We start from the raw sequence: 22445 nt of genomic DNA on the forward strand, positions 1-22445 counted from the left end.
CATGCCTAGCGCCGCTGCCCGCCCCAAGCTGGTGATCCTGGATCGCGACGGTGTCATCAACCAGGACAGCCCCGATTTCGTCAAATCGCCCGACGAATGGATCCCGCTGCCGGGCGCGCTCGAGGCCATCGCCCGCATCAACCAGGCAGGCTATCGCGTCGTGGTGGCCACCAATCAATCCGGCCTGGGCCGCGGACTGTTCGATGCCGCCACCCTCAATGCCATCCACGCCAAGCTCAAGGCGCAGCTGGCCAAGGTCAATGGCGCCATCGACGCCATCTTCATCTGCCCCCACGCGCCGGACGCGGGTTGCGACTGCCGCAAGCCGCTCACGGGTCTCTACCGCAGCATCGCCCAGCGCTTCGAGATCGACCTGCGCGGCGTCCCCTCGGTGGGAGACTCCGCACGGGACCTCGAAGCGGCGGCCGCGGCGGGCTGCACGCCGTGGCTCGTATTGACCGGCAATGGACCGAAGACCCTGGCCAAAGGCCAGCTTCCTCCCGGCACCGTCGTCTGGAACGACCTCGGCGCGGTCGCCGATGCGCTCGAGGCTTCCGCCCAGGCAGAGGAACACTGATGCGCTGGCTGCGATCGCTGCTCTTTTCCATTTTCTTCATTTCCACGATGGTGCCCTACGCCATCGCCTGCGTTCTCTGGCTGCCGTTACCGCTGCACTGGCGCTATCGGCTCACCCAGGGCTGGCCGCGGCTGATCGTCTGGGGGGCACGATGGATCGTCGGCATACGCTGGCAGACCAAGGGCTGGGAAAACCTGCCGGACCGGCCCGTGATCGTCCTCTCCAAGCATCAGTCCACCTGGGAGACGCTGTTCCTGGCCGGCTGGCTGCCGCATGAGATCTGCTACGTCTATAAGCGCGAACTGAATTGGGTGCCTTTTTTCGGCTGGGGCCTGGCAGGGCTGCGCATGATCGCGATCGACCGCAAGAAAGGCAGCGATGCGTTCGAGCAGGTTGTCGCGCAAGGACGCGAGCGGCTGGCCGACGGCCGGTGGCTGGTCATGTTCCCGGAAGGCACGCGCATCGCGCCGGGCAAGAAAGGCAAGTACAAGAGCGGCGGCGCGCGCCTGGCCGTACGCACCGGCGCATGGGTGGTACCGATCGCGCACAACGCGGGCGAATGCTGGCCGCGCAAGACGTTCATCAAGCGTCCCGGATTGATTACGATATCGGTCGGCCAACCCATCGACCCCCAGGGGCTGACCGCCGATCAGATCAATCGCCGCGTCGAAGACTGGATCGAAAACGAAATGCGTCAGCTCAATCCCGAACGCTATCCCGACACACGAAGCGCCGAGCGCGCCGCAAGCTAGCATCCATGGCCAGGCGTCTCCCTACCGCTCCCTCGTTGCCGGCCACCCAGCGCGGCGCCGGATCGGCACCGGCGGCGCAACTCGATCTGTTCGCCGATCCGCCCCGGGCAGCCGCTGCGCCGGCGCCTGCCCCCATGGCGCCGCAGCCGCCGCTCGAACTGCCGCCCGGCGCGCGCTGGCGCGAAGTCGTCGCCGAAGGTCAATTGATACGCTTCGTCCTGCAGCGCTCGCGGCGCCGCACCATCGGGTTCCTGGTGGGCGACGACGGTCTGCGGGTCACCGCGCCGCGCTGGGTAGGCCTGGCCGAGATCGACGCCGCGGTTCGCGAGAAAGCCCGCTGGATACTGTCCAAGCTGCACGACTGGCAGCTGCGCAAGGAACGCCTCGCGCTGAACGAGACGCGCTGGGAAGACGGCGGGGAACTGCCCTACCTGGGCAGGCGTATCGTCATGCGCCTGGATGCACAGCGCAGCACATCGCTGGCCTCGGCAGATCCCGATGCCCCGGCCGATGGCGACATTCTGTGGCTGGGCCTGCCGCACGATGCCACGCCTGCGCGCATACGAGACGCGGTGCAGGCCTGGCTGCAGGGCCGCGCCGGCATCCTGTTCGAAGCACGGCTGCAGGCGTTTCTTGCTCGCACCGGCTTGTCGATCGCCCGCTGGCGCCTGTCCTCGGCGGCCACCCGCTGGGGTTCGTGCACCAGCGAAGGCAAGATTCTGCTCAATTGGCGCCTGATCCACTTCCCGGTCGATATCATCGACTACGTCATCGCCCATGAACTCGCCCATTTGCGCGAGATGAACCACGGTCCCGGCTTCTGGGCCGAAGTCGGCCAATTGCTGCCCGGGTTCGAAAGCGCCCGTGAAACGCTGCGGCGCCACGACCCAGCCAGCCTGCCGAAGTTCGACTAGCTCCTGTTTAAACTAATGAGGACCCCTCACAAAGGGACTCCTTTCCGGCGGGTGACCCGTTCCCCTTTTCTCACGAGGCAAAACATGCGACTCCTTCACACCATGCTACGCGTCGGCGACATGCAACGCTCGATCGACTTCTACACCAAGGTACTGGGCATGCGCCTGTTGCGCAGCAAAGACTATCCCGACGGCAAGTTCACGCTGGCCTTCGTCGGCTACCAGGACGAGCAAGACGGTGCGGTCATCGAACTCACGCATAACTGGGGCGTGGACAAGTACGAGCTGGGCACGGGCTACGGCCATATCGCTATCGAAGTCGACGACGCCTATGCCGCCTGTGACCGCGTGCGCGAACGCGGCGGCAAGGTCACGCGCGAAGCCGGGCCGATGAAGCACGGCTCGACCGTCATTGCCTTCGTCGAGGACCCGGACGGCTACAAGATCGAGTTCATCCAGGCCAATACGCGCCAGGACTAAGCGTCCGGACCAGTCCCCTGGCCGGGGGCGCCCAGCTGCGCCAGCGCGGCAAAGAAGCTGTCCACCTTGCTCTGTCCGTCCCGCCGCAGCTCGAGATCGCGGCGCTCGCAGCTGCCGGCGTCCTCCAGCGCCCCCGCCTGGCCGACCTGCCTCGAGACGTCCTGCACCAGCTTGCATGCGGGCGCGCGGCGCTCCCCGAACTCCCGCAATGCGTCATCCAGCGAGCCGGGCCCCGCCAGTACCTTGGCGAGCACGACCGCGTCCTCCAATGCCATGGCTCCGCCTTGCCCCATGAAGGGCGTGGAGGCATGGGCCGCATCGCCGATCAGTACCACGCGGCCCCTATGCCACGGCAGTGGCGCGATCACCTCCTCCACGCCGGTGTAGAGCACTTCGCTGCCGGGGCCGAGCTGGTCCAGGAACCGCGCCGCCGGCTCGCGGAACTCGGCGAATCGCTGCCGCATCAATGCCGGCCACGCGGCGGGGTCGTACCAGCTTCCTTCGGGTTCCAGCATGACGCCGAACAGATAGAGCTTCTCGTTGCTGATGGGCATGATGCCCAGCCGTTTGCCGATCCCCATCATCATGATCTTGGCATCGAGACCGGCGGGGCGGTCGTGGACGCTGCGCCAGACACCGAACCCCGAATAGACAGGTGTAACCGCAGGGAAGACCTCGGCCCGCACCTGCGAACGAATGCCATCGGCGCCGATGACGAGGTCGAAGCGTCCGTGCGAGCCGTCCGACAGCGCGACGGGCAATGCCTCGCCGGCATCGGGCCGAGGCAGCCGCAAGGCCGTGGTGCCCAGCTTCAGCGTGATGCCCAGTTCGTCGATGCGGCTGGCGAGCACACGGTGCAGCTCGGCCCGCTTGATGCCGACGATGGCGGGAAGGCCTTCGGGCGAGGGGTAGATCGTCTCCACGATGGGGCGGCCATGGTGGTCGAAATAGGCGTTGCGGCCGCCGGGGACGGCAAAACCCGCCTGCAGTATCTCGGGCAGCACGCCGATGTCGCGCAACGCACGCAAGCCGTTGCTGTAGATGAAAAGCCCCGAGCTCTGGAATTTCCAGGCTTGTTGCTTCTCCACCATGGTCACGCGTATGCCTTGCTGAGCCAGCGCGATCGCCGCTGAACAGCCCGCGATACCCGCGCCGACGATCAAGGCATGGTCGATTCTAGGCATGATAATCTCCGTTCCGATTCCCGTAGTGTCGGCGCCTGGAGCCTGGGCCTCAACCCTCGAGACGCCGGATCCGGGAACCCGGCGTCCGGAAATCCGGTCCGCCGCCCTACGCAAGACCATACCGACCAGACCATGCCTGCACGCCCCCGCGATCTCCTCAGCCGCCTGCTGGCTCACTGGCGGTCCGAGCGGGCAGTCACGGCGCGCTTCTCGCTCTCTACACCCTGGTCGCTGCACTCGTCCGGCGTCGAAGGCGCGCTTATCCGGATATGCAGCGGGGCGCCCTACTGGCTGGCGCTGGACGGCACCCAACCCGTCCAGATCGAAGCGGGCGACATCGTCATGCTGCCCCACGGCGATGCCCATACGGTTGCATCCGCCCCCGGCCTCGCGCCACGGCCGTTCCAGCCCCTGATTGCGACACACCAGGTCGGCGCGCACGGCGACCAGCCCATCGTGTTCTCGTTCGGAGGAGACGGCCCGGTCACGGAGTTGTTTTCACTGCATCTGTGGATGCCGGAAGCCGGCCTCGCCCCGCTGGTCGATGCTCTTCCCCGGCTCATTGTCGTCCGCCGGCGCGACGTGCCGATGACCAGCGTGCTGGCCCTCACGGTGGAATCCCTGGTCAACCAGACACTGGAGCAACCTCCCGGCTGGCAGCTCGCCACCGCCCGCATGTCGGACCTGCTCCTGGTCCATATCGTCGCGGAACACCTGCGGCCCCTGGCCGAGCGGCAGGCGAGCACCCTGCGCGGCATGCAGGATCCCAACATCGCGCGCGCCCTGCTGCAGATCCACGAGCATCCCGAACGACCATGGAGCGTCGCCACGCTCGCGGCCGCCGGCTATCTGTCGCGCACGGTCTTCAGCGAACGCTTTCGCCGCCTCGTCGGCATGACGCCTATGCAATATCTCGCGTCCCACCGGATGGCCGTCGCGGCCGAACGACTCAAGGATCCAGCAGCGGACCTGGACCGGGTGGCCCAGGCGGTAGGCTACGAATCCACCAAGGCGTTCTCGCGCGCGTTCCGCCGCTGGAACGGCAAGACCCCAGCCGAATATTGCCGGCGCGGCTGACTCCGTGTAGCGACTCGCTACAATCAGCGGGTTTGCCGCGCCCGTCCTGCCGGGACCGGGCTCTCTCTGACCCATGCTTTCCTTGCGCGCATGCTGAACAAACTCTGGCTGGGCTTTTTCATCGTGGCGGCCATCGCCGCTCTGGCGCGCTGGGGGCTCGGCGACGACCCGGCGGTGTTCCAGGCCATGGTAACCGCCCTGTTCGAGATGGCGCGGCTGTCGGTGGAAGTCATGGTCCTGCTGTTCGGCACCATCACACTGTGGCTGGGTTTCCTGAAGATCGCCGAACAAGCCGGCCTGGTCGATGCGCTGGCGCGGCTGCTGGGGCCGCTCTTTGCCCGCCTCATGCCGGAGGTCCCACGCAACCATCCGGCCATCGGCCTGATCACGCTGAACTTCGCCGCCAACCTGCTGGGGCTGGACAACGCCGCCACGCCCATCGGGCTGCGGGCAATGAAATCACTGCAGACCCTCAACCCGAGCAGCACTACGGCCAGCAACGCCCAGATCTTCTTCATGGTGCTGAACGCGTCGTCGCTGACACTGCTCCCCGTGACAATCTTCATGTACCGCCTGCAACAGGGCGCCGCCGACCCCACCCTGGTTTTCCTTCCCATCCTGCTCGCCACGACCGCCTCCACCGCGGCCGGTTTCGTGTGCGTAGCCCTCATGCAGCGGCTGCGCGTATGGGACCCGGTCGTGCTGGCCTGGATAGGCGCAGGCGCCGTCCTCCTGGGCAGTTTCATTGCCTTGCTGTCGACCCTATCGGCCGCTGCCCTCGCGGCCCTATCGTCGCTATTGGGAAACCTGACGCTGTTCTCGCTGATATTGCTGTTCCTGCTAGCCGGCGCGGCCAGGAAAGTGCCGGTCTATGAGAGCTTCATCGAAGGCGCCAAGGAAGGTTTCGATGTCGCCAAGGGACTGCTGCCCTACCTGGTCGCCATGCTGTGCGCGATCGGCGTGTTGAGGGCCTCGGGCGCACTGGATTTCGCCCTCGACGGCGTACGGGCTGCCGTGCAGTGGCTCGGGTTCGATACCCGCTTCGTGGATGCGCTGCCCACCGCGCTGGTCAAGCCATTTTCGGGCAGCGCGGCACGCGCCGTCATGATCGAGACCATGCAAAGCCATGGTGTGGACAGCTTCCCCGCACTGCTGTCGGCCACCATACAAGGCAGCACCGAGACCACCTTCTACGTGCTGGCGGTGTACTTCGGCGCCGTGGGAATACAGCGTACCAGGCATGCCGTCGGCTGCGCGCTGCTGGCGGACCTGGCCGGTGTGGTCGCCGCCATCGGCGTCTGCTATTGGTTCTTCGGCTGATCCTGTGCGGCAATCGGCTGTGCGCCCTTTGCGAGGGCGAATTCCTGCAAGGACTCCAGCATCAAGGCCTGCATGTGCGCAGCCGCCGGGGAAAGCGACCTGCCTGCACTGCGCAGCAGTCCCACGCAGCGTTCTATCCGTGGAGCGGTCAGGGGAACGAATGCCAGGTCATGCTCGGGTGCCGGCTGGGCCAAGGCAGGCAGCACCGTGATGCCGAGGCCGGCCTTTACCGCCGCGATCAAGGACGTGCGGTTCTTGATGACCATATGCGGACGATCGAGCAGGGCGCCTCGAGGCTGGTCGCGCAACGCGTGGAAAGTGGTGTTTTCGATGACCGGTTCCCCACGTACGGCGCGCCACGTTACCGAGCGCCGTTGTTGCGCAATACGGTGATCCCGGCGGCACACCACCCCAAAAGTATCGCGGGCAACGGGAACGCATTCCAGGCCGGCCGTCTCGCCGCTTACACCCGCCACGCCAAGCTGGGCTTCGCCGCTTGCGACCATCGGCCCCACCTGGGGCGACGAAACGTCGGCAATGCGCAAGCTCACGCCGGGATGCGCGGCGGCAAAGCGCCGCAACAACTGCGGCAACCACTCTTCGGCAAGCGAGGGCATGACGGCGAGGGCCAGGGACCCTTGTTCGCCGGACGCCAGCAGCTCGACTTCGTTCTGCACCCGGTCATGCACCGCCACCAACTCTCGCAATAGCGGCAGTACGGCGTCGCCCAAGGGTGTCAGGCGCGCCTGGTGGCCATGCTCGAAAAGACTGCCGCCTATCTGGGCTTCAAGGTTCTGCATGGCCAGGGTGACGGCTGCCTGCGTCCGGTGGGTTTCTTCGGCTGCCGCACGCAGGCTTTGCCGGGAGGCAGCGATCACGAATTGCCGCAACTGGGGGATCTTGAACGCCTCGGCCATCGGGGACTCCTTTTCATTAACACTTAATTTTAATTAAAAAAATTAAAATTGTTAAAAGCCCGGCATCAGCGGATAGTGACTGCCATCGCGGCGGCTCGGCCGCGCACAACAGCTCGGAGACCCTATGCCCCCTCATGCCTCTATCTGGCCGGACAACGCGCGTATCGTCGTCGCACTCACGTTTCTTATCGAGAGCTGGTCGGAAGGCAAAGCCCCGCCCTACTCTCCCATGACCAGTCCGCCCAAGCCGGGCGCCAAGGACCTCGCCGGCATCACCTGGTCGGAATACGGCGCCCGGGCCGGGGCGTACCGGCTCATGCGCCTGGCGCATGAGCGAGGCCTGCCCGCGACCTTCTGCGTCAATGCGCGCGTTGCGGAACTGTTTCCCGAAGTCGTCCGTGCCATCGTCGACAACGGCTTCGAGCTGGCGGGCCACAACTACGCCCAGGACGAAGTGCTGCCTGGCCTGGACGAAGACGAGGAACGCGCGCTCATCCGCAAGAGCCTGGACATTCTTCAGCGCACCTCCGGTGTACGGCCCCGCGGCTGGCTGAGCTCTACCATCGCTACCACCGAACGCACCGCCGACCTGCTGGCGGAAGCCGGCATGCTGTGGCACGGCGATTACAACTACCTCGACCTGCCCTGCCAGATCGAGACCCGGCACGGCAGCATGGTCGCGATTCCGCACAGCGACTTCGCCGACAACCGGGTATTGCGCGCCGCGCCGCGGGATTTCTTCCAGTGCTACCGCGACACCTTCGATTTCCTCTATCGCAAGGAACCCAATGCCTTCATCAACATTACCGTGCACGGGCATTTCGGCGGCCGGCCGCTGATAAGCGCCATGCTGGACGAGGTGCTGGACTACATCGGCGCGCACCCGGGCGTCTGGTTCCCGCGTCACGACGAGCTGGCTCATTGGGTGAACAAGCACCGGATTGGCTTTGTTCCCTATACGCAGCGCTTTCCACTGGCCACCTGAGGCCGCCGGCCGCCATCGCAGCGGTTGCAGCATAACGAGGAGACATCATGAAATACTTACGAGCGGCGCTCGCCGCCTTCTGCCTGATCCCATCGCTGTCGGCCGCACAGACCTATCCGGAACGTCCGGTCAGGATGGTCGTACCCTTCGCCGTGGGCGGCGCCGCCGACACCGTCGCGCGGGCCGTCGCCCATAAACTGACCGAAACGCTGGGGCAGACCGTCATCGTCGACAATCGCGCCGGCGCCAACAGCATGATCGGGTCGGAACTGGTCGCGCGCGCCGACCCGGACGGCTACACCTTGCTCATGCAGCTGGGTCCCCCTCACAACACCCTGCCGTTCTTCTCCCGCAACGTCCCTTATGACCCCGTCAAGGACTTCACGCCCATTGCCATCATCGGCACGGCGCCCCAGGCCATGGTGGTCAATGCCTCGCTACCGGTAAAGAACCTGAAGGAATTCATTGCCTACGCCAAGGCGCGGCCGGGCAAACTGTCGTACGGCACGTCGGGAGTCGGGTCTTCCCAACAGCTGGGCGGCGAGCTGCTGAAAGCCGCGACCGGCATAGACATGACGCACGTACCCTACAAAGGCGGATCGCCGGCGCTCAACGACGTGGTGGGCGGACAGGTGCCGGTGGGCATTCTCGTGCTGTCCAACGTCCTGCCCCATGTAAAGAGCGGCAAGCTGCGCCTGCTGGGTGTGCTACAGGCGGAACGCGCAAAAGCCGCGCCGGAAGTACCCACGCTGGCGCAGGCAGGAGTCGAAGGGTTCGCCGTACCCGACACCTGGGTCGGCCTGCTCGGCCCCGCCGGCATGCCCACCGCCGTGGTGGAAAGACTACGCAGCGGCATCGAGCAAGCCCTGGCATCGCCAGACTTGCAGACTCGCCTGGCGACAGCGGGTTTCGAAGTGGAGGCGCATCCATCACCGGCCAAGTTCGCCAGGCTGTTGGCCGGCAGCGTGGATACCTACCGGGATATCGTCGCCAAGGCGGGTATCGAGCCCGAATGACGGCGCACCGTCATCAAGCGGCGCGCCGCGCACAGGCTCAGCCGACCACGCCGGCTTCGTGCAGCGCATCGGCCAGCGCGATGAACTGCGATACCGACAACTCTTCGGCCCGCGCCGTCTCGGGGATACCTAGGGCTTGCCATGGCACGAGCCGCGCCCAATCGCCCAGCCCTCGCCGCAGCATCTTGCGGCGTTGGGCGAACGCCTTGGCCACAGTCGCCGACAAGGCTTCTTCGCTGCGCGCGCGGGGACGATCGGCGGGCAGCGGGATCATGCGGACCACCGCCGACACCACGCGCGGCGGCGGATCGAAGGCCTCGGGCGGCACGTCGAACAGCTTTTCCATCCAATACCGGGATTGCAGCATGACCGACAGCCGGCCATAGTCGGCGTCGCCAGGCCGCGCCACCATGCGGTCGATGACTTCCCGCTGCAGCATGAAATGCTGATCCCGCACCTGGTCGGCGTACGCCATCAGATGAAACAGCAAAGGGCTGGAGATGTTGTAGGGCAGATTGCCAACCACCCGGAGCGATGCCCCGAACGGCGCGAAGTCCACGGTCAATACGTCGGCTTCAGTCACCTGCAGGCGGTCGGGCGTATATCGCTCGCGCAGGCGGGCCGCGAGGTCGCGGTCGATCTCGATCACTTTCAGGGCGTCGAGCCGGTCCAGCAAGGGCCCCGTCAGCGCCGAGAGGCCGGGGCCGATCTCGACGACATTGTCCGCACGTTGGGGATTGACGGCGCGGACGATGGATTCGGTAATGCTGTCGTCGACCAGGAAATGCTGGCCGAAGCGCTTGCGCGCCTGATGCTTCATGAGGATGCTCCGGAGCTCGCCCCCGGCGCGGCAGATGCGCGCGCCATGTGGAGTGCGGTCACGATGGCCTCTTGCAGGCTGCCCGGATCGGCCTTGCCTGTACCGGCGAGGTCGAGCGCGGTGCCATGGTCCACCGAAGTACGTACATAGGGCAGGCCCAGCGTGATGTTGACGCCGCGTCCGAAGCTTGCGTGCTTGAGGACCGGCAAGCCCTGGTCATGGAACATGGCCAGGGCGGCGTCGAACTGCGCAACGTGGGACGGGACGAACAAGGTATCGGCGGGCAGCGGCCCGCGCACATCGATGCCGGCGGCCCGGGCACGTGCGATCGCGGGGGCGATGACCTCGATTTCCTCGCGTCCGAGGTGACCGCCTTCGCCGGCATGCGGATTCAGGCCGCACACCGCGATACGGGGCCGGGCCAAACCGAAGCGCGAGCGCAAGTCGGCATCCAGTATGCGCAGCACCTGGTCCAAGGTTTCGGCGGTAATGGCATCGGGCACCGCGCGCAGGGGCAGGTGCGTGGTCGCCAGCGCCACGCGCAGGCCGCCTCCTGCCAGCATCATCACCACCTTGTCCACGCCTGCGCGTTCCTGCAGGTATTCGGTATGGCCCGAGAAAGCGACACCGGCATCGTTGATCACGCCTTTGTGCACCGGCGCTGTAACGATGGCTTGGGCCTCGCCGCCCTGCACCATGGCGATGGCCGTATCCAGCGTATCGAGCACATAGGGCGCATTGGCCACGGCCAGCTTGCCGGCCTCGGCCGGTACGCGCAGCGCCACGTGGCGGATACCGACCCCGGCCAGCGCCGACGGATCGATACCGCCGCGTCGCGCCAGGAGGTCGCGATCGCCCACCAGGACCAGCTCTGCGTTGGCGGGCACGGTGTCTCCGCCCCGCATGCGCGCGAACCACACCGCCGCCGCGGCCGACAACTCCGGCCCGATGCCGGCGGGTTCGCCAGTCGTCAAGACCAGCCTACGCGGTGCATGCATATCGATTCTCCACGGGACGGCCATCCCCGGGCCGCGCCCCATACGGAACGCAGGCCCGGCGGAACCGCCCAGCCTCGTGCCGGATGGCCGATCCCGGGCCGGCGGGCCTTAGCGCGCGGGGGCGGACTCGCCCCCCAGCCGGATCTCTACGTAGGCCTTGTCGCGCAATTGCCGCGCCCAATCCTCGTAGGCCTGGTCCAGCTTGCGCTGGAACAGCGCCTGGCGGGCGGCGGCACGCTGCCGCTCGCGGCCGATGTCCTGGGTACGGCGCTCGACCACCTGGATCAAGTGCCACCCGAACGGCGACTGCACGGGTTCGCTGACCTGCCCCGGCTGCAGCGCATCCATCGCGCGCTCGAACTCGGGCACCGTTTCCTGAGGCGAGATCCAGCCCAGGTCGCCGCCCTGGGGCGCCGAAGCGTCGTTCGAGTACTGGCGCGCCATATCGGCGAAATTCGCCCCGCCCTGCAAGATACGCTGACGGATATTGACCAGGCGCTCCCGCGCCTGCTCCGACGTCACGACCTGGGTCGGCCGGATCAGGATGTGACGGGCATGGGTCTGCTGGACAGGCATCGCAGTGGCAGTGGCGCCGCCGTCGAGCGACTTGCGATCGAGCAGCTTGATGATGTGGAAACCATTGCCGCTCTGGACGATATCGCTGACGCCGCCGGGCTGCAGCTGCGCCACGGCTTCGACGAACATGGAGGGCCAGCGGTCTGCAGGACGCGTTCCCAGCTCGCCGCCGTGCAGGGCTTCCTCGCCATCGGACGAAGCGGCCGCCAGGCGCGCGAAATCGGCGCCGCCGCGGGCCTGGGACAGCAGGTCCTCGGCCTTCTGGCGCAGCCGCCCGACCATGTCGGAGGAGCTGCCTTCCGGCACGCGCACCAGTATCTGCGCAAGCGTCAATTCCGGCGGTGCCGCGTCATGCTGCTCGGACAGGTAAGCGTCGATTTCGGATTCGGAAATCTGAATCTGGCTGTCGACCGCCCGTTCGCGCAGCCGCAGCAAGGTGATCTCCTGCCGCAGGTCTTCACGGTAGGCCGGAAACGGCAAGCCGTCGCGCTCGATCTGGTCCCGCATCTCGGACACCGACACCTTGTTCTGCTCGGCGATGCGGCTAATGGCGCGATCGAGCTGCATGTCGTCGATACGGATGCCGGTCTGAGCCGCCTCCTGCAACTGGGTTTTCTCCACGATCATGCGCTCGAGCACCTGCCGCTCCAGGGAAGCTTCGTCGGGCGCCGCGATCTGCTGGCTGGCCAGTGTCGCCTTGGCGGCCTGGACACGCAAATCGAGTTCGCGCCGGGTGATGACGTCGGTGTTGACCACCGCGACAATGGCGTCACCCAACTGGATGCGCGAGCTCGTCGGGCCTGGGCGGGCCGGCGCGGCGGGCGTCTGCGGAGCGGCCGGGGATGTGGCCGGCGGCGCGATCAGCGAGGGCCCTCCCCCGTCCGTACTGCCGCCCCCGAGGCCACCTCCCATATTGTCGGGCAGGCGCAAGCCCTGGGCCAGGACCGGCTCGCCGGCGAGGGTGGCGAGGCAGCAAAAAGCGACGAGGCGCGTCGCCGTGGTCATGCGGGGCAATACCTTGAAAACCATCATTCGTACCTTTCAAACACCGTCCCTTGCTCAGGCGGCGGGTTGATGACCTGATAACCCGGGATGCTCCGGCGCAGCGTCGACATCGGATTGGCGCCGATACCGCCGAAACCGGTCAGCTGGAGCTGAAAGAACATCGCGGTCGTGGCGTTTTCCTTCGCCACCGCGTAGCGCTGGCCGACCAGGCGGAACGCCCAGCAGCATCCGCCGTTGTATTCGATCCCGGCCACGGCTTCCGCGATCCGGTTCTCGAACAGCGAGTAGTTGATGCGCCCGATGCCGAACCAGCGCGGCGCCAGGGGCCACTGGAAAGCAACGTCCACCAATTCCTGGCCGGGCAAGCTGACCGATTCGCGCTTGTAGCGATAGGCCAATGAAATCGTGCTGAGTCGCTGCGGGCTCCAGCGCGCACCGATGGTGGATCGGGTCACGCGGTCGAACTCGGGATTGTATTGCACTGTGGTTTCGCCGCTGAGCGTGGATGTAAGCGCTCCGTACACGGAAACCAGGAAATCGGAACGTCCGTCGGAGTCGGGCTCCTCGCCCGGCAGCATGACACGCTGGTCGCTGAAGTACAGGCGCTGCGCCCCCATGATGCGGGCGCGTTCGACGCCGGTCTTGGGGTCGAGCCAGCGTGTGGTGAGCGCCGCCGTCAACTGGTTGGCCTCGGCGATCCGGTCCCACCCCGAATAAAGATTCTCGGAGAAGATCTGCGCGAAATTGAAATCGGCCAGCGCCGTATCGTAAATCGGCAGATTCGACTGGTCGCGGTACGGCACGCGCAGGTAGTAGAGCCTCGGCTCCAGCGTCTGCCTGGCCGGCTGCCCGAGCAGCGAGCCGTCGCGCTCGAAGATCAGGCCCGTATCCAGCGACATGATTGGAACGGTGCGGCTGGCATCGTACGAGGCGGCGCCCTGGAAGGAATCGGTGTTGTAGCGGGTGGAATGGATCCCGATCTTGGGGATGAAGAAACCGCCTGGCCGGATGATGGGATAGGACACCGACGGATAAGCATACGCGCGCGAGCCGTTGACCATGGTATCGCTGCGGAAGCGGGTTGCGTCCGCCTCCAGCCGCAGGTCGAAACCGTTCCAGTCGAAGCGCTGTCCGGTCAGGTGCAGCTGCGGCTCGCGGCCGTAGGGCGGCACGATGGGGGCGAGCGGATCCTGCAGCGTCTGGTAGGAAATGACCCGGCCGAAAGCATCCCAATAACCGCGGTTCCAGTTCAACGTGAACGAACGCTCCAGCGTCGCGGTCGAGGCCAGGCCCGTGCCCAGTACCGAGAGATCGCGGAAATAGGCGTCGTCCGAGGCGCGCGACACGTTCCAGTTGAAACCCAGGTTCGGGGTCAGCTGCTGCCGGTGCTGCGAACTGAAGAAGTAGCGCTCACGCTCGGCGACCCGGTCGTTGGGCAAGTAGGTCAGCCGGGTTTCGCCGCTGAACGACGGCTCCAGATAGCGGAACTCGCCCGACAATTGCAGGCCGCGGCGCCCCATGAACTTCGGCGTCAAGGTCGCGTCGCGATTGGGGGCGATGTTGAAGTAATACGGAATGGCGAATTCCGGGCCACTCTTGCTGGTCAGCCCGAACGTGGGCGACAGAAAGCCCGACTTGCGTTCGTCGCTGATCGGAAACGACAGGATGGGCGAGGCCAGGATGGGTACGTTCTTGAAGTACAACACGCCGCCGTAGCCCAGCGCCTGGCCCGCGTTGTAGTCGAAATCCACCCGGCGCGCGCGCAGTTCCCAGTCCGGCACCTCGCAGTCGCAGCCGGTATAGCGCACACGGTCGGCGCGAAGGCGGTTCTGGCCCAGCAGCACGATCTGCTCGGCCGACCCGCTGCCGCCGTTCAGGCCGAAGAAGAACTTTGCATCGCTGATTTCGCCGGTCCCGCTGCTCATGTTGAGCTTCAGGCGCGGCCCGGTCAGCAGGTTGCCGTCGCGGATCAGGCGGACATTGCCCAGCGCCTCGAGCTCATCCTCGACCTGGTCATACTGGATGTTGTCGCCCTTCAGTATGGTGTCCCGGCGCCGCACCTGGGCATTGCCTTCGAGCGTGAGGATGTCCTCGCCCTCGGCGGTCATCTTGTCGCCTTCCATGAACACCGGCAACTGGTCCGGGTCGTAGGTATGCATCCGCAGCCCTGGCGACAGGCGCAGGCCCTGGCCGGCAACGGCGCCAGCGGCGGCCGGCGGGTCGGACGGACCTTCTTGCGCATAGGCCAGAGGCGCTATCGCACATGCTGCAAACAGGCTGAACCACCGGATCAATCGCACGGGCCTCGAGGAATCAAAAAACGGAAAAGTCGAAGAATACGCGACCCGGCGGCCGCGCGCGGCAAAAAGATAGCGGCCCGCGGCCTTCCGGCGTGGACCGTCCCCGGAGGGGCCGGCTCGTTCCGGGAACCGATATCGGTCGGTATTATAGGAGGCATGAATGCCAATACCGACCATGCCGCCGGCCAGTGCGGCACCGATCCGCGCCGCGCCCAGCTCGCCGCCTGGGTTGCCGGACTTCCGGCGGAACTCGAACTCGACCCGTCTTCATTGGAGCCCGCCTCCAGCGATGCCAGTTTCCGGCGGTATTTCCGTCTCGGAATGGGCGCCGGCACCGCGGTGATCATGGACGCACCGACCGACAAAGAGGACTGCCGCCCGTTCCTGCATGTGGCCGGGCTGTTGCAGCAAGCCGGCATCCACGTGCCGCGCGTCCTGGCGCAGGACCTGTCCCAGGGCTTCCTGCTGCTGTCGGATCTCGGGCGGACCACCTACCTGGACTATCTGCGCGGCACTCCGGCTCCCCACGAAACGCACCGTATCTACATGGACGCCCTGGGCGCCCTGGTCAAGTTGCAACAAAGCGCAACCACCGGACTCGCGCGCTACGACAAAAATCGGCTGGCGAACGAACTCCAGCTTTTCCCCGAATGGTATGCGGCGCGCTACCGGGACCTCCCTCTGGATGCGTCCGACCGCGACGCCCTGGCGGCCGTCTTCGACACGCTGATCGACGCCAATCTCGCCCAGCCCTTCGTCCTGGTGCACCGCGATTTCCACTCGCCCAACCTGATGGCGACCAACCTGGCCGGCCGCCCGGACTACGGGCCGAACCCCGGCGTCATCGACTTCCAGGATGCGGTGGTAGGCCCGATCACCTATGACCTCGCCTCGGTGCTGACCGACGCCCGCACCACCTGGGACGAGGCGCAACAACTCGATTGGGGCATACGCTACTGGGAAATGGCGCGCAAAGCGGGCTTGCCGGTGCCGGCCGATTTTGCCGAATTCCACCGCGCCTACGAGTGGATGGGCCTGCAGCGCAACCTGCGTATTCTTGGCGTGTTCGCCCGGCTGGCGCACCGGGACGGCAAACAGGGCTATCTGGACCACATGCCGCGCGTCAATGCCTATGTACGCCAGGTCGCCGAGCGCTATTTGGCCTTCAAGCCATTGATCCAACTGCTCGACAAACTCGACGGACGGCAGCCGGTGGCGGGATACACCTTCTGATGCGGGCCATGATTCTTGCCGCCGGGCGCGGCGAGCGCATGCGGCCGCTGACCGACACCACCCCCAAGCCCCTGCTCCCGGCGGGCGGCAAGCCGCTGATCGTCTGGCACATCGAACGGCTGGTCGCGGCCGGCCTGCGGGACATCGTCATCAACCATGCATGGTTGGGTGCCTCGATCGAACAGGCGCTGGGCGACGGCGCGCGCTGGGGCGCGCACCTGAACTATTCGCCCGAGGCCCGTGCCCTGGAGACGGCGGGCGGCATCCGGCAGGCGCTGCCGCTGCTGGGCGACGAGCCCTTCCTGGTCATCAACGGCGACATCTGGACCGACTGGGACCCCGCGGCGGCATACGCCGCCGGCGCCGCCCTGCTTCGGGACGATCGCCTGGGCTGGCTGGTGCTGGTGGACAACCCCGCCCACCATCCTGCCGGTGATTTCCACCTGGCGCCATCCGGCCTGGTGCAGGACGCCGACCCCAGGCTCACCTTCGCCGGCATCGGCGTCTACCGGCCGGCACTGTTCGACGGCCTGCCCGCCGGCGAACCGGCCCGGCTCGCGCCACTGTTGCGCGCGGCCATGGCCGGCGGGCGAGTCGCCGGGGCGCACCATGCAGGCCGCTGGACCGACGTCGGCACGCCGCAGCGCCTGGCCGAGCTCGACGCGAGCCTACAATAACCTTCGTCACTCCGCGTACGGATTCCCCGCCATGAGCATTCCCGCACTGGACATCTCGCCTTTTGCCGCACGGCGCCAACGCCTGCTCGATGCCATGCGAGCGCGCGGCGGCGGCATCGCCATCCTGCCCACGGCGCGCGAAGTCGCGCGCAACCGCGACAGCGAATTCCCGTTCCGCTTCGACAGCGACTTCTTCTACCTGACCGGCTTTCCGGAACCGGAAGCCTGGCTGGTCCTGATTGCCGGGCGCGAAGACCGCAGCCTGCTGTTCTGCCGCGGCAAGAATCTGGAGCGCGAGATCTGGGAGGGCTACCGCATCGGACCGGAAGCGGCGGCAGAGCAATTCGGGTTCGACCAGGCCCTGCCGGTCGATACGCTGGCCGACGAGCTGCCCAAGCTCATTGCCGACCAGCCGGCACTGTTCGTGCCCATGGGAAGCGACCGGCTGTTCGACCGGCGCTTGCGCATCTGGCTGGACAAAGTGCGCGCCATGGGCCGGGCCGGCGCCACCGCACCGGCATGCACCTACGACCTGCGTGCCATGCTTGCGGAAATGCGCCTGGTCAAGGACGCCAGCGAGCTCGACACCATGCGCCGCGCCGCAGCCATCTCGGCGGGCGCGCACGCGCGCGCCATGCGCGCCGCCCGCCCCGGCATGCACGAATACGAGATCGAAGCCGAACTGCTGCACGAATTCCGGCGCCACGGTTCGCAGGCGGTGGCCTACAACTCCATCGTCGCTACCGGCCACAATGCCTGCGTTCTGCACTACCGCGCCGGCGATGCCGAGCTCAAGGACGGCCACTTGCTGCTGATCGACGCCGGCTGCGAACTGGATGGCTACGCGTCGGACATTACCCGGACCTTCCCGGTCAACGGCCGGTTCAGCGGCCCGCAACGCGCACTGTACGAGATCGTGCTGGAAGCGCAGAAGGCGGCCACGGCCAAGACACACCCGGGAGCACGCTGGAACGACGGCCACGATGCCGCCGTCCGCGTACTGGCCCAAGGCATGCTGGACGAGGGCCTGCTGACCGGCACGCTGGACGGCGTGCTCGAATCGCAGCAGTACACGCGCTTCTACATGCATCGCACCGGCCATTGGCTCGGCATGGATGTGCACGACGTCGGCGACTACCGCGAACCGGGCCCGGCCGCGGCGGACGAAAGCCGCCCCTGGCGCCTGCTGCGTCCCGGCATGGTGCTGACGATAGAACCCGGTATCTATGTGCGGCCTGCGGCCGACGTACCCGAACGCTTTTGGGACATCGGCATACGCATCGAGGACGACGCGGTGGTGACCGAGTCCGGTTGCGAACTCATCACCCGCGGCGTGCCCGTCGCGGCGGACGAGATCGAAGCGTTGATGCGCGGATGAGCCGGCCATGCACGCCGACGTCACGATTCTAGGTGCAGGCCCCGTCGGCGCCACGATGGCACTGCTGCTCGCCCGCGGGGCTGCCCGGCCCGAGCGCATCGTGCTGTGCCGTCCGCGCCGGCCGATGGTGGCTTCGCCCGCCGCAGCCACGGACCCGCGTTCCATGGCGCTCAACCACGGCAGCCGCGTGCTGCTGGAGTCGCTGGGGGCCTGGCCGGCCGGCGGCGCCGACATCCTCGACGTCCATGTCTCGCAACGCGGCCGCCTGGGCCGCACCCATATTTCGCATGCCGACTTCGGCGTACCCGCGCTCGGTACCGTGCTGCCCTACCTGTCCATCGTGGAGGCGCTCGACGCCGCGCTGGCCCTGACCGGCATTACCGTACGCACTGGCCCCCCGGCCACCGTGCTGCGCCACGAGAACGGCCACGCCGTGGTGCGCCAGGACGAAGCGGAGTGGACCAGCACGGTGTGCGTGCACGCCGAAGGCGGCACCTTCGACAAGCAGGTCCGCGGCGACGTCCATCGGGGCTATCGCCAGCATGCCGTGCTCGCCATCGTGCGGGCCAGCCGCCCCCGCCCCGGTTGGGCGTGGGAACGCTTCACCGACGAAGGACCGCTGGCCCTGCTGCCCTACCCCGCCGGCGCTGCCCACGACACCGGCCGCTATGCCCTGGTGTGGTGTTGCCGCCCCGCGCGCGCGGAAGAATTGGCGGCCATGGACGACGACCGGTTCGCCCTGGCATTGGGCGACACTTTCGGGAGCAGGCTTGGCCGGTTCTCCCTGGCGGGGCCGCGCCACCGCTACCCCCTGGGCATCAATCTGCGACGCCGCGTCGTCGACCAGACCGGCGTGGCGATAGGCAACGCCGCCCAGACGCTGCACCCTGTGGCCGGCCAGGGCATGAATCTCGGGCTGCGGGATGCTGCGCGCCTGGCTGAAGCGCTCGCGCCGCTGCTGCGGGACCCGGGCACTCCCGTTGCGCCGCTGCTGGCCGCCTACACCCGTGCGCGCGCCGCCGACCGCTGGATTACCAGCGGCCTGACCGATTTGATGCCCCGCATCTTCGCCACCGGGCTTGCCCCCGTGGAACATGCCTGCGGCCTGGCGCTGCTGGGACTGGACATGTCCCGCACGCTACGGGGGCCGCTGGCCCGCCAACTGATGGAAGGATTGCGAGGCTGAGCCGCGGCCTTCCCCAGCCGGCGGCCGGCGCGTAACAACCCTCGGGGCCCGACAGCGGTACAATCCCCGCCTTCCTCAGACTTTTTCGTCCCGGCGCGCCGACCCTCCCCGTACGAGGCTAATGGCGCATTCAGTCATGCACATTGGCCCCTACGAACTGCCGAACAACGTCTTCGTCGCCCCCATGGCGGGCGTCACGGATCGTCCGTTCCGCCAATTGTGCAAGCGCCTGGGCGCCGGCCACGCCGTTTCCGAAATGGCGGCCAGCAACCCCAGGCTATGGAACAGCGTCAAGACGTCGCGGCGCCTGGACCATGCGGGGGAAAGCGAGCCCATCGCCGTCCAGATCGCCGGCAGCGACCCGGACATGATGGCCCAGGCCGCCGTGTTCAACGTCGGCAAGGGCGCGCGCATCATAGACATCAACATGGGCTGCCCGGCCAAGAAAGTCTGCAACGTCGCGGCAGGGTCGGCGCTGCTGCGCGACGAAGACCTGGTGGCGCGCATCCTCGAAGCCGTCGTAGGCGCATGCGCGCCGCTGGGTGTCCCGGTCACGCTCAAGACCCGCACCGGCTGGAGCCGGGCCGAGCGCAACGTGCTGCGAGTGGCCCGGCGCGCCCAGGATATCGGCATCGCCGCGCTGGCGCTGCACGGGCGCACCCGGGAAGACCTCTACGCCGGGGAAGCCGAGTACGAAACCATCGCTGCGGTGAAGGCCGAGCTCTCCATACCGGTCATTGCCAACGGCGACATCGATACACCCGAGAAGGCCCGCCGGGTCCTGGATGCCACGGGGGCCGATGCCGTGATGATCGGCCGCGCCGCGCAGGGCCGCCCCTGGCTGTTCCGGGAAATCGACCACTACCTGCGCACCGGCGCGCACCTGCCGGGCCCGACGCCTGCTGAAATGCGCGACCTGCTACTGCAGCACCTGGACGACCACTATCGGTTCTACGGCGAATACACGGGCGTACGCACCGCGCGCAAGCACATCGGCTGGTACCTGGGCTCGCTGCCGGGAGGTCCGCAGTTCTGTGCCCAATTGAACCTGATAGACAACACGCGCGACCAATGGCACTCGGTGGCCCGGTGGTTCGACCGCGCGATCGACCCCAGCGGCCCGCGGCTCGCCGCCTAGCCGCGCATAAGGAAACCACATATGAAAGAACACACGCTTGAAGAATGCGTACGCCACACCTTGGACCGCTACTTCAAGGATCTGGACGGCGAAACCACTTCCGGCATCTGGAACATGGTGCTGACTGCCGTCGAGCGGCCGATGCTCGAGGTGGTGCTCGAAAAAGCCGACCACAACCAGTCGCGTGCCGCGGAAATGCTCGGCATCAACCGCAACACCCTGCGCAAGAAGCTCGACCACTACCGGATCAAGGTCTGACGCGGCCTTATCGACATTCCATTGCTTCGTGCCTGCCCTGGCACCCCATCACTGCCCATCTCACCATGAAAATCGAACGCGCGCTTCTTTCCGTTTCCGACAAATCCGGCATCGTCGAATTCGCCAGGGCCCTGCACGATCGCGGCGTGCAACTGCTGTCCACCGGCGGCACCGCCAAGCTGCTTGCCCAGTCCGGCCTGCCGGTGCAGGAAGTCTCCGACTACACCGGCTTTCCTGAAATGATGGACGGCCGCGTCAAGACGCTGCACCCCAAGATCCACGGCGGCCTGCTCGCCCGCCGCGACGCCCAGTCCCACCTCGACGCCATCGCCAGCCACGGGATCGGCCGCATCGACCTGCTGGTCGTGAATCTCTACCCGTTCCGCGAGACCGTGGCCAAACCCGGCTGCACCTTCGAAGACGCCATCGAGAACATCGATATCGGCGGTCCGGCCATGCTGCGCGCGGCTGCCAAGAATCACGGCACCGAGGCTGGCGGCGTGACGGTCGTGATCGACCCGGCCGACTACGCCGCCGTGCTGGCGGACATCGATGCCACCGGCGCAACCTCCTACGCGCTGCGCCTGAACCTGGCCAAGAAAGTCTTCGCCCATACCGCCGCCTACGACGGCGCGATCGCCAATTACCTCACCAGCCTGGCCGACGCGCCGGCCCAGCAGGCCGTGCCCGAGCGCGCGGCCTACCCGGAAATCCTGACCTTCCAGGCCGCCAAGAGCCAGGCCATGCGCTATGGCGAGAACCCGCACCAGTCGGCCGCTTTCTACAAGGATCCCGCGCCGGCGGCCGGCCTGCTGGCCAACTATCGGCAGCTGCAGGGCAAGGAACTGTCCTACAACAACATCGCCGACGCCGACGCCGCCTGGGAATGCGTGCGCACCTTCGATGCGCCCGCCTGCGTCATCATCAAGCATGCGAACCCGTGCGGCGTAGCGATTTCGACCGACGCGCTCCATGCCTACCAGCAGGCCTTCAAGACCGACCCCACGTCTGCCTTCGGCGGCATCATCGCCTTCAACCGCCCTGTCGACGCGGCCACCGCGCAGGCGGTCAGCAAGCAGTTCGTCGAAGTGCTGCTCGCGCCGGCCTACGACGAAGGCGCGCGCGAGATCTTCGCCGCCAAGCAGAACGTGCGCCTGCTTGAAATCCCGCTTGGCGACGGCGTGAACGCCTTCGACGTGAAACGCGTGGGCGGCGGCTGGCTGGTACAGCAGCCCGATTCCTTCAACGTCTCGCGCGACCAGCTCAAGGTGGTCACCAAGGTCGCCCCCACCGAAGCACAAATGGACGACCTGCTGTTCGCGTGGAAAGTGGCCAAATTCGTCAAGTCCAACGCCATCGTCTTCGCCGGCGGCGGCATGACGCTGGGCGTCGGCGCGGGCCAGATGAGCCGCGTCGATTCCGCGCGCATCGCCTCCATCAAGGCCGAGAACGCCGGCCTCTCGCTCCAGGGCTCCGCCGTGGCGTCCGATGCCTTCTTCCCGTTCCGCGACGGCCTGGATGTCGTCGTGGACGCCGGCGCGACCTGCGTCATCCAGCCCGGCGGCAGCATGCGCGACCCCGAAGTCATCGCGGCGGCCGACGAGCGCGGCATCGCGATGGTGCTTACCGGCACCCGTCACTTCCGCCATTGATG

Annotated in this window: 21 protein-coding genes; 15 read left to right on the forward strand and 6 right to left on the reverse strand. The window is 66.9% G+C overall.

The genetic code is table 11. The features are described from left to right. Position 1: 1 nt before the first annotated feature. The 4 genes from gmhB to gloA all read left to right on the forward strand — a co-directional run bounded on the left by gmhB (position 2) and on the right by gloA (position 2723). A complete protein-coding gene (gene gmhB, locus QHC78_RS02445) occupies positions 2–577 on the forward strand; it encodes a D-glycero-beta-D-manno-heptose 1,7-bisphosphate 7-phosphatase (protein WP_319742288.1) in 576 nt (191 codons plus the stop codon). Then, a complete protein-coding gene (locus tag QHC78_RS02450) occupies positions 577–1329 on the forward strand; it encodes a lysophospholipid acyltransferase family protein (protein ID WP_319742289.1) in 753 nt (250 codons plus the stop codon). Before gmhB ends, QHC78_RS02450 begins: the two co-directional genes overlap by 1 nt. A gap of 5 nt (positions 1330–1334) precedes the next feature. Continuing rightward, positions 1335–2243 carry a M48 family metallopeptidase gene (locus tag QHC78_RS02455; RefSeq protein ID WP_413816397.1) on the forward strand — a complete coding sequence of 303 codons (909 nt, stop codon included), beginning with the start codon at positions 1335–1337 and terminating at the stop codon, positions 2241–2243. 84 nt (positions 2244–2327) lie between these two features. Next, positions 2328–2723, forward strand: a complete 396-nt coding sequence (gene gloA / locus QHC78_RS02460; RefSeq protein WP_319742290.1) for a lactoylglutathione lyase — start codon at positions 2328–2330, stop codon at positions 2721–2723. Here the strand turns inward: gloA and QHC78_RS02465 are convergent. After that, positions 2720–3907: an FAD-dependent oxidoreductase gene (locus QHC78_RS02465; RefSeq protein WP_319742291.1), complete on the reverse strand. Its 1188-nt coding sequence runs from the start codon at positions 3905–3907 to the stop codon at positions 2720–2722. The genes gloA and QHC78_RS02465 overlap by 4 nt on opposite strands. A gap of 132 nt (positions 3908–4039) precedes the next feature. On the opposite strand from QHC78_RS02465, the gene QHC78_RS02470 reads away from it, so the two are divergent. Both QHC78_RS02470 and QHC78_RS02475 read left to right on the forward strand, forming a co-directional pair. Beyond that, positions 4040–4984, forward strand: coding sequence for an AraC family transcriptional regulator (locus QHC78_RS02470; protein WP_319742292.1), 945 nt, complete (start codon positions 4040–4042; stop codon positions 4982–4984). 90 nt (positions 4985–5074) lie between these two features. Then, entirely contained in the window at positions 5075–6304 is a 1230-nt protein-coding gene (locus tag QHC78_RS02475; protein WP_319742293.1) for a nucleoside recognition domain-containing protein, read from the forward strand. Here QHC78_RS02475 and QHC78_RS02480 read toward each other — a convergent pair. Further along, positions 6286–7221 carry a LysR family transcriptional regulator gene (locus QHC78_RS02480; RefSeq protein ID WP_319742294.1) on the reverse strand — a complete coding sequence of 312 codons (936 nt, stop codon included), beginning with the start codon at positions 7219–7221 and terminating at the stop codon, positions 6286–6288. The two genes, QHC78_RS02475 and QHC78_RS02480, sit on opposite strands and share 19 nt — an antisense overlap. Positions 7222–7345: 124 nt before the next feature. On the opposite strand from QHC78_RS02480, the gene QHC78_RS02485 reads away from it, so the two are divergent. Then, complete coding sequence (locus tag QHC78_RS02485) at positions 7346–8206, forward strand: polysaccharide deacetylase family protein (RefSeq protein ID WP_319742295.1); 861 nt, start codon at positions 7346–7348, stop codon at positions 8204–8206. A 47-nt stretch (positions 8207–8253) separates the two neighbouring features. Further along, entirely contained in the window at positions 8254–9222 is a 969-nt protein-coding gene (locus QHC78_RS02490; RefSeq protein WP_319742296.1) for a Bug family tripartite tricarboxylate transporter substrate binding protein, read from the forward strand. A 37-nt stretch (positions 9223–9259) separates the two neighbouring features. Here QHC78_RS02490 and rsmA read toward each other — a convergent pair whose 3' ends face one another. From rsmA to QHC78_RS02510, 4 genes are all read right to left on the reverse strand, one after another. Continuing rightward, a complete protein-coding gene (gene rsmA / locus QHC78_RS02495) occupies positions 9260–10042 on the reverse strand; it encodes a 16S rRNA (adenine(1518)-N(6)/adenine(1519)-N(6))-dimethyltransferase RsmA (RefSeq protein WP_319742297.1) in 783 nt (260 codons plus the stop codon). Continuing rightward, on the reverse strand, positions 10039–11040 hold the full coding sequence (gene pdxA, locus QHC78_RS02500; protein WP_319742298.1) for a 4-hydroxythreonine-4-phosphate dehydrogenase PdxA: 1002 nt from the start codon (positions 11038–11040) through the stop codon (positions 10039–10041). Before pdxA ends, rsmA begins: the two co-directional genes overlap by 4 nt. Before the next feature lie 108 nt (positions 11041–11148). Then, positions 11149–12648: a peptidylprolyl isomerase gene (locus QHC78_RS02505; RefSeq protein ID WP_319742299.1), complete on the reverse strand. Its 1500-nt coding sequence runs from the start codon at positions 12646–12648 to the stop codon at positions 11149–11151. Beyond that, positions 12645–14921, reverse strand: a complete 2277-nt coding sequence (locus tag QHC78_RS02510) for an LPS-assembly protein LptD (protein WP_319742300.1) — start codon at positions 14919–14921, stop codon at positions 12645–12647. The genes QHC78_RS02505 and QHC78_RS02510 overlap by 4 nt, the downstream gene beginning before the upstream one ends. Before the next feature lie 156 nt (positions 14922–15077). Here QHC78_RS02510 and QHC78_RS02515 point away from each other — a divergent pair, with 156 nt between their 5' ends. The 7 genes from QHC78_RS02515 (at position 15078) to purH (ending at position 22443) form a co-directional block, all read left to right on the forward strand. Further along, positions 15078–16154 carry an aminoglycoside phosphotransferase family protein gene (locus tag QHC78_RS02515; protein WP_319742301.1) on the forward strand — a complete coding sequence of 359 codons (1077 nt, stop codon included), beginning with the start codon at positions 15078–15080 and terminating at the stop codon, positions 16152–16154. Beyond that, positions 16154–16831 carry an N-acetylmuramate alpha-1-phosphate uridylyltransferase MurU gene (gene murU, locus QHC78_RS02520; RefSeq protein ID WP_319742302.1) on the forward strand — a complete coding sequence of 226 codons (678 nt, stop codon included), beginning with the start codon at positions 16154–16156 and terminating at the stop codon, positions 16829–16831. Before QHC78_RS02515 ends, murU begins: the two co-directional genes overlap by 1 nt. A gap of 31 nt (positions 16832–16862) precedes the next feature. Further along, complete coding sequence (gene pepP / locus QHC78_RS02525; RefSeq protein ID WP_319742303.1) at positions 16863–18209, forward strand: Xaa-Pro aminopeptidase; 1347 nt, start codon at positions 16863–16865, stop codon at positions 18207–18209. Positions 18210–18216: 7 nt separating this feature from the next. Further along, the gene (locus QHC78_RS02530) at positions 18217–19395 is read left to right on the forward strand and encodes an FAD-dependent monooxygenase (RefSeq protein WP_319742304.1); all 1179 of its coding nucleotides are present in this window, start codon (positions 18217–18219) and stop codon (positions 19393–19395) included. A 136-nt stretch (positions 19396–19531) separates the two neighbouring features. Next, positions 19532–20533 carry a tRNA dihydrouridine synthase DusB gene (gene dusB, locus QHC78_RS02535; RefSeq protein WP_319742305.1) on the forward strand — a complete coding sequence of 334 codons (1002 nt, stop codon included), beginning with the start codon at positions 19532–19534 and terminating at the stop codon, positions 20531–20533. A 21-nt stretch (positions 20534–20554) separates the two neighbouring features. Next, positions 20555–20791 carry a helix-turn-helix domain-containing protein gene (locus tag QHC78_RS02540; RefSeq protein WP_319742306.1) on the forward strand — a complete coding sequence of 79 codons (237 nt, stop codon included), beginning with the start codon at positions 20555–20557 and terminating at the stop codon, positions 20789–20791. Positions 20792–20856: 65 nt separating this feature from the next. Beyond that, the gene (purH, locus tag QHC78_RS02545) at positions 20857–22443 is read left to right on the forward strand and encodes a bifunctional phosphoribosylaminoimidazolecarboxamide formyltransferase/IMP cyclohydrolase (RefSeq protein ID WP_319742307.1); all 1587 of its coding nucleotides are present in this window, start codon (positions 20857–20859) and stop codon (positions 22441–22443) included. The last annotated feature ends 2 nt before the right edge of the window (positions 22444–22445 follow it).

Origin of the sequence: Pigmentiphaga sp. (assembly GCF_033795525.1) — a bacterium.
Lineage (GTDB): Bacteria > Pseudomonadota > Gammaproteobacteria > Burkholderiales > Burkholderiaceae_B > Pigmentiphaga.

Coding starts and splice junctions, on each gene's coding strand:
- gmhB (WP_319742288.1), top strand. CDS start 2: ATGCCTAGCGCCGCTGCCCGCCCCAAGCTGGTGATCCTGGATCGCGAC.
- QHC78_RS02450 (WP_319742289.1), top strand. CDS start 577: ATGCGCTGGCTGCGATCGCTGCTCTTTTCCATTTTCTTCATTTCCACG.
- QHC78_RS02455 (WP_413816397.1), top strand. CDS start 1,335: ATGGCCAGGCGTCTCCCTACCGCTCCCTCGTTGCCGGCCACCCAGCGC.
- gloA (WP_319742290.1), top strand. CDS start 2,328: ATGCGACTCCTTCACACCATGCTACGCGTCGGCGACATGCAACGCTCG.
- QHC78_RS02465 (WP_319742291.1), bottom strand. CDS start 3,907: ATGCCTAGAATCGACCATGCCTTGATCGTCGGCGCGGGTATCGCGGGC.
- QHC78_RS02470 (WP_319742292.1), top strand. CDS start 4,040: ATGCCTGCACGCCCCCGCGATCTCCTCAGCCGCCTGCTGGCTCACTGG.
- QHC78_RS02475 (WP_319742293.1), top strand. CDS start 5,075: ATGCTGAACAAACTCTGGCTGGGCTTTTTCATCGTGGCGGCCATCGCC.
- QHC78_RS02480 (WP_319742294.1), bottom strand. CDS start 7,221: ATGGCCGAGGCGTTCAAGATCCCCCAGTTGCGGCAATTCGTGATCGCT.
- QHC78_RS02485 (WP_319742295.1), top strand. CDS start 7,346: ATGCCCCCTCATGCCTCTATCTGGCCGGACAACGCGCGTATCGTCGTC.
- QHC78_RS02490 (WP_319742296.1), top strand. CDS start 8,254: ATGAAATACTTACGAGCGGCGCTCGCCGCCTTCTGCCTGATCCCATCG.
- rsmA (WP_319742297.1), bottom strand. CDS start 10,042: ATGAAGCATCAGGCGCGCAAGCGCTTCGGCCAGCATTTCCTGGTCGAC.
- pdxA (WP_319742298.1), bottom strand. CDS start 11,040: ATGCATGCACCGCGTAGGCTGGTCTTGACGACTGGCGAACCCGCCGGC.
- QHC78_RS02505 (WP_319742299.1), bottom strand. CDS start 12,648: ATGATGGTTTTCAAGGTATTGCCCCGCATGACCACGGCGACGCGCCTC.
- QHC78_RS02515 (WP_319742301.1), top strand. CDS start 15,078: ATGAATGCCAATACCGACCATGCCGCCGGCCAGTGCGGCACCGATCCG.
- murU (WP_319742302.1), top strand. CDS start 16,154: ATGCGGGCCATGATTCTTGCCGCCGGGCGCGGCGAGCGCATGCGGCCG.
- pepP (WP_319742303.1), top strand. CDS start 16,863: ATGAGCATTCCCGCACTGGACATCTCGCCTTTTGCCGCACGGCGCCAA.
- QHC78_RS02530 (WP_319742304.1), top strand. CDS start 18,217: ATGCACGCCGACGTCACGATTCTAGGTGCAGGCCCCGTCGGCGCCACG.
- dusB (WP_319742305.1), top strand. CDS start 19,532: ATGCACATTGGCCCCTACGAACTGCCGAACAACGTCTTCGTCGCCCCC.
- QHC78_RS02540 (WP_319742306.1), top strand. CDS start 20,555: ATGAAAGAACACACGCTTGAAGAATGCGTACGCCACACCTTGGACCGC.
- purH (WP_319742307.1), top strand. CDS start 20,857: ATGAAAATCGAACGCGCGCTTCTTTCCGTTTCCGACAAATCCGGCATC.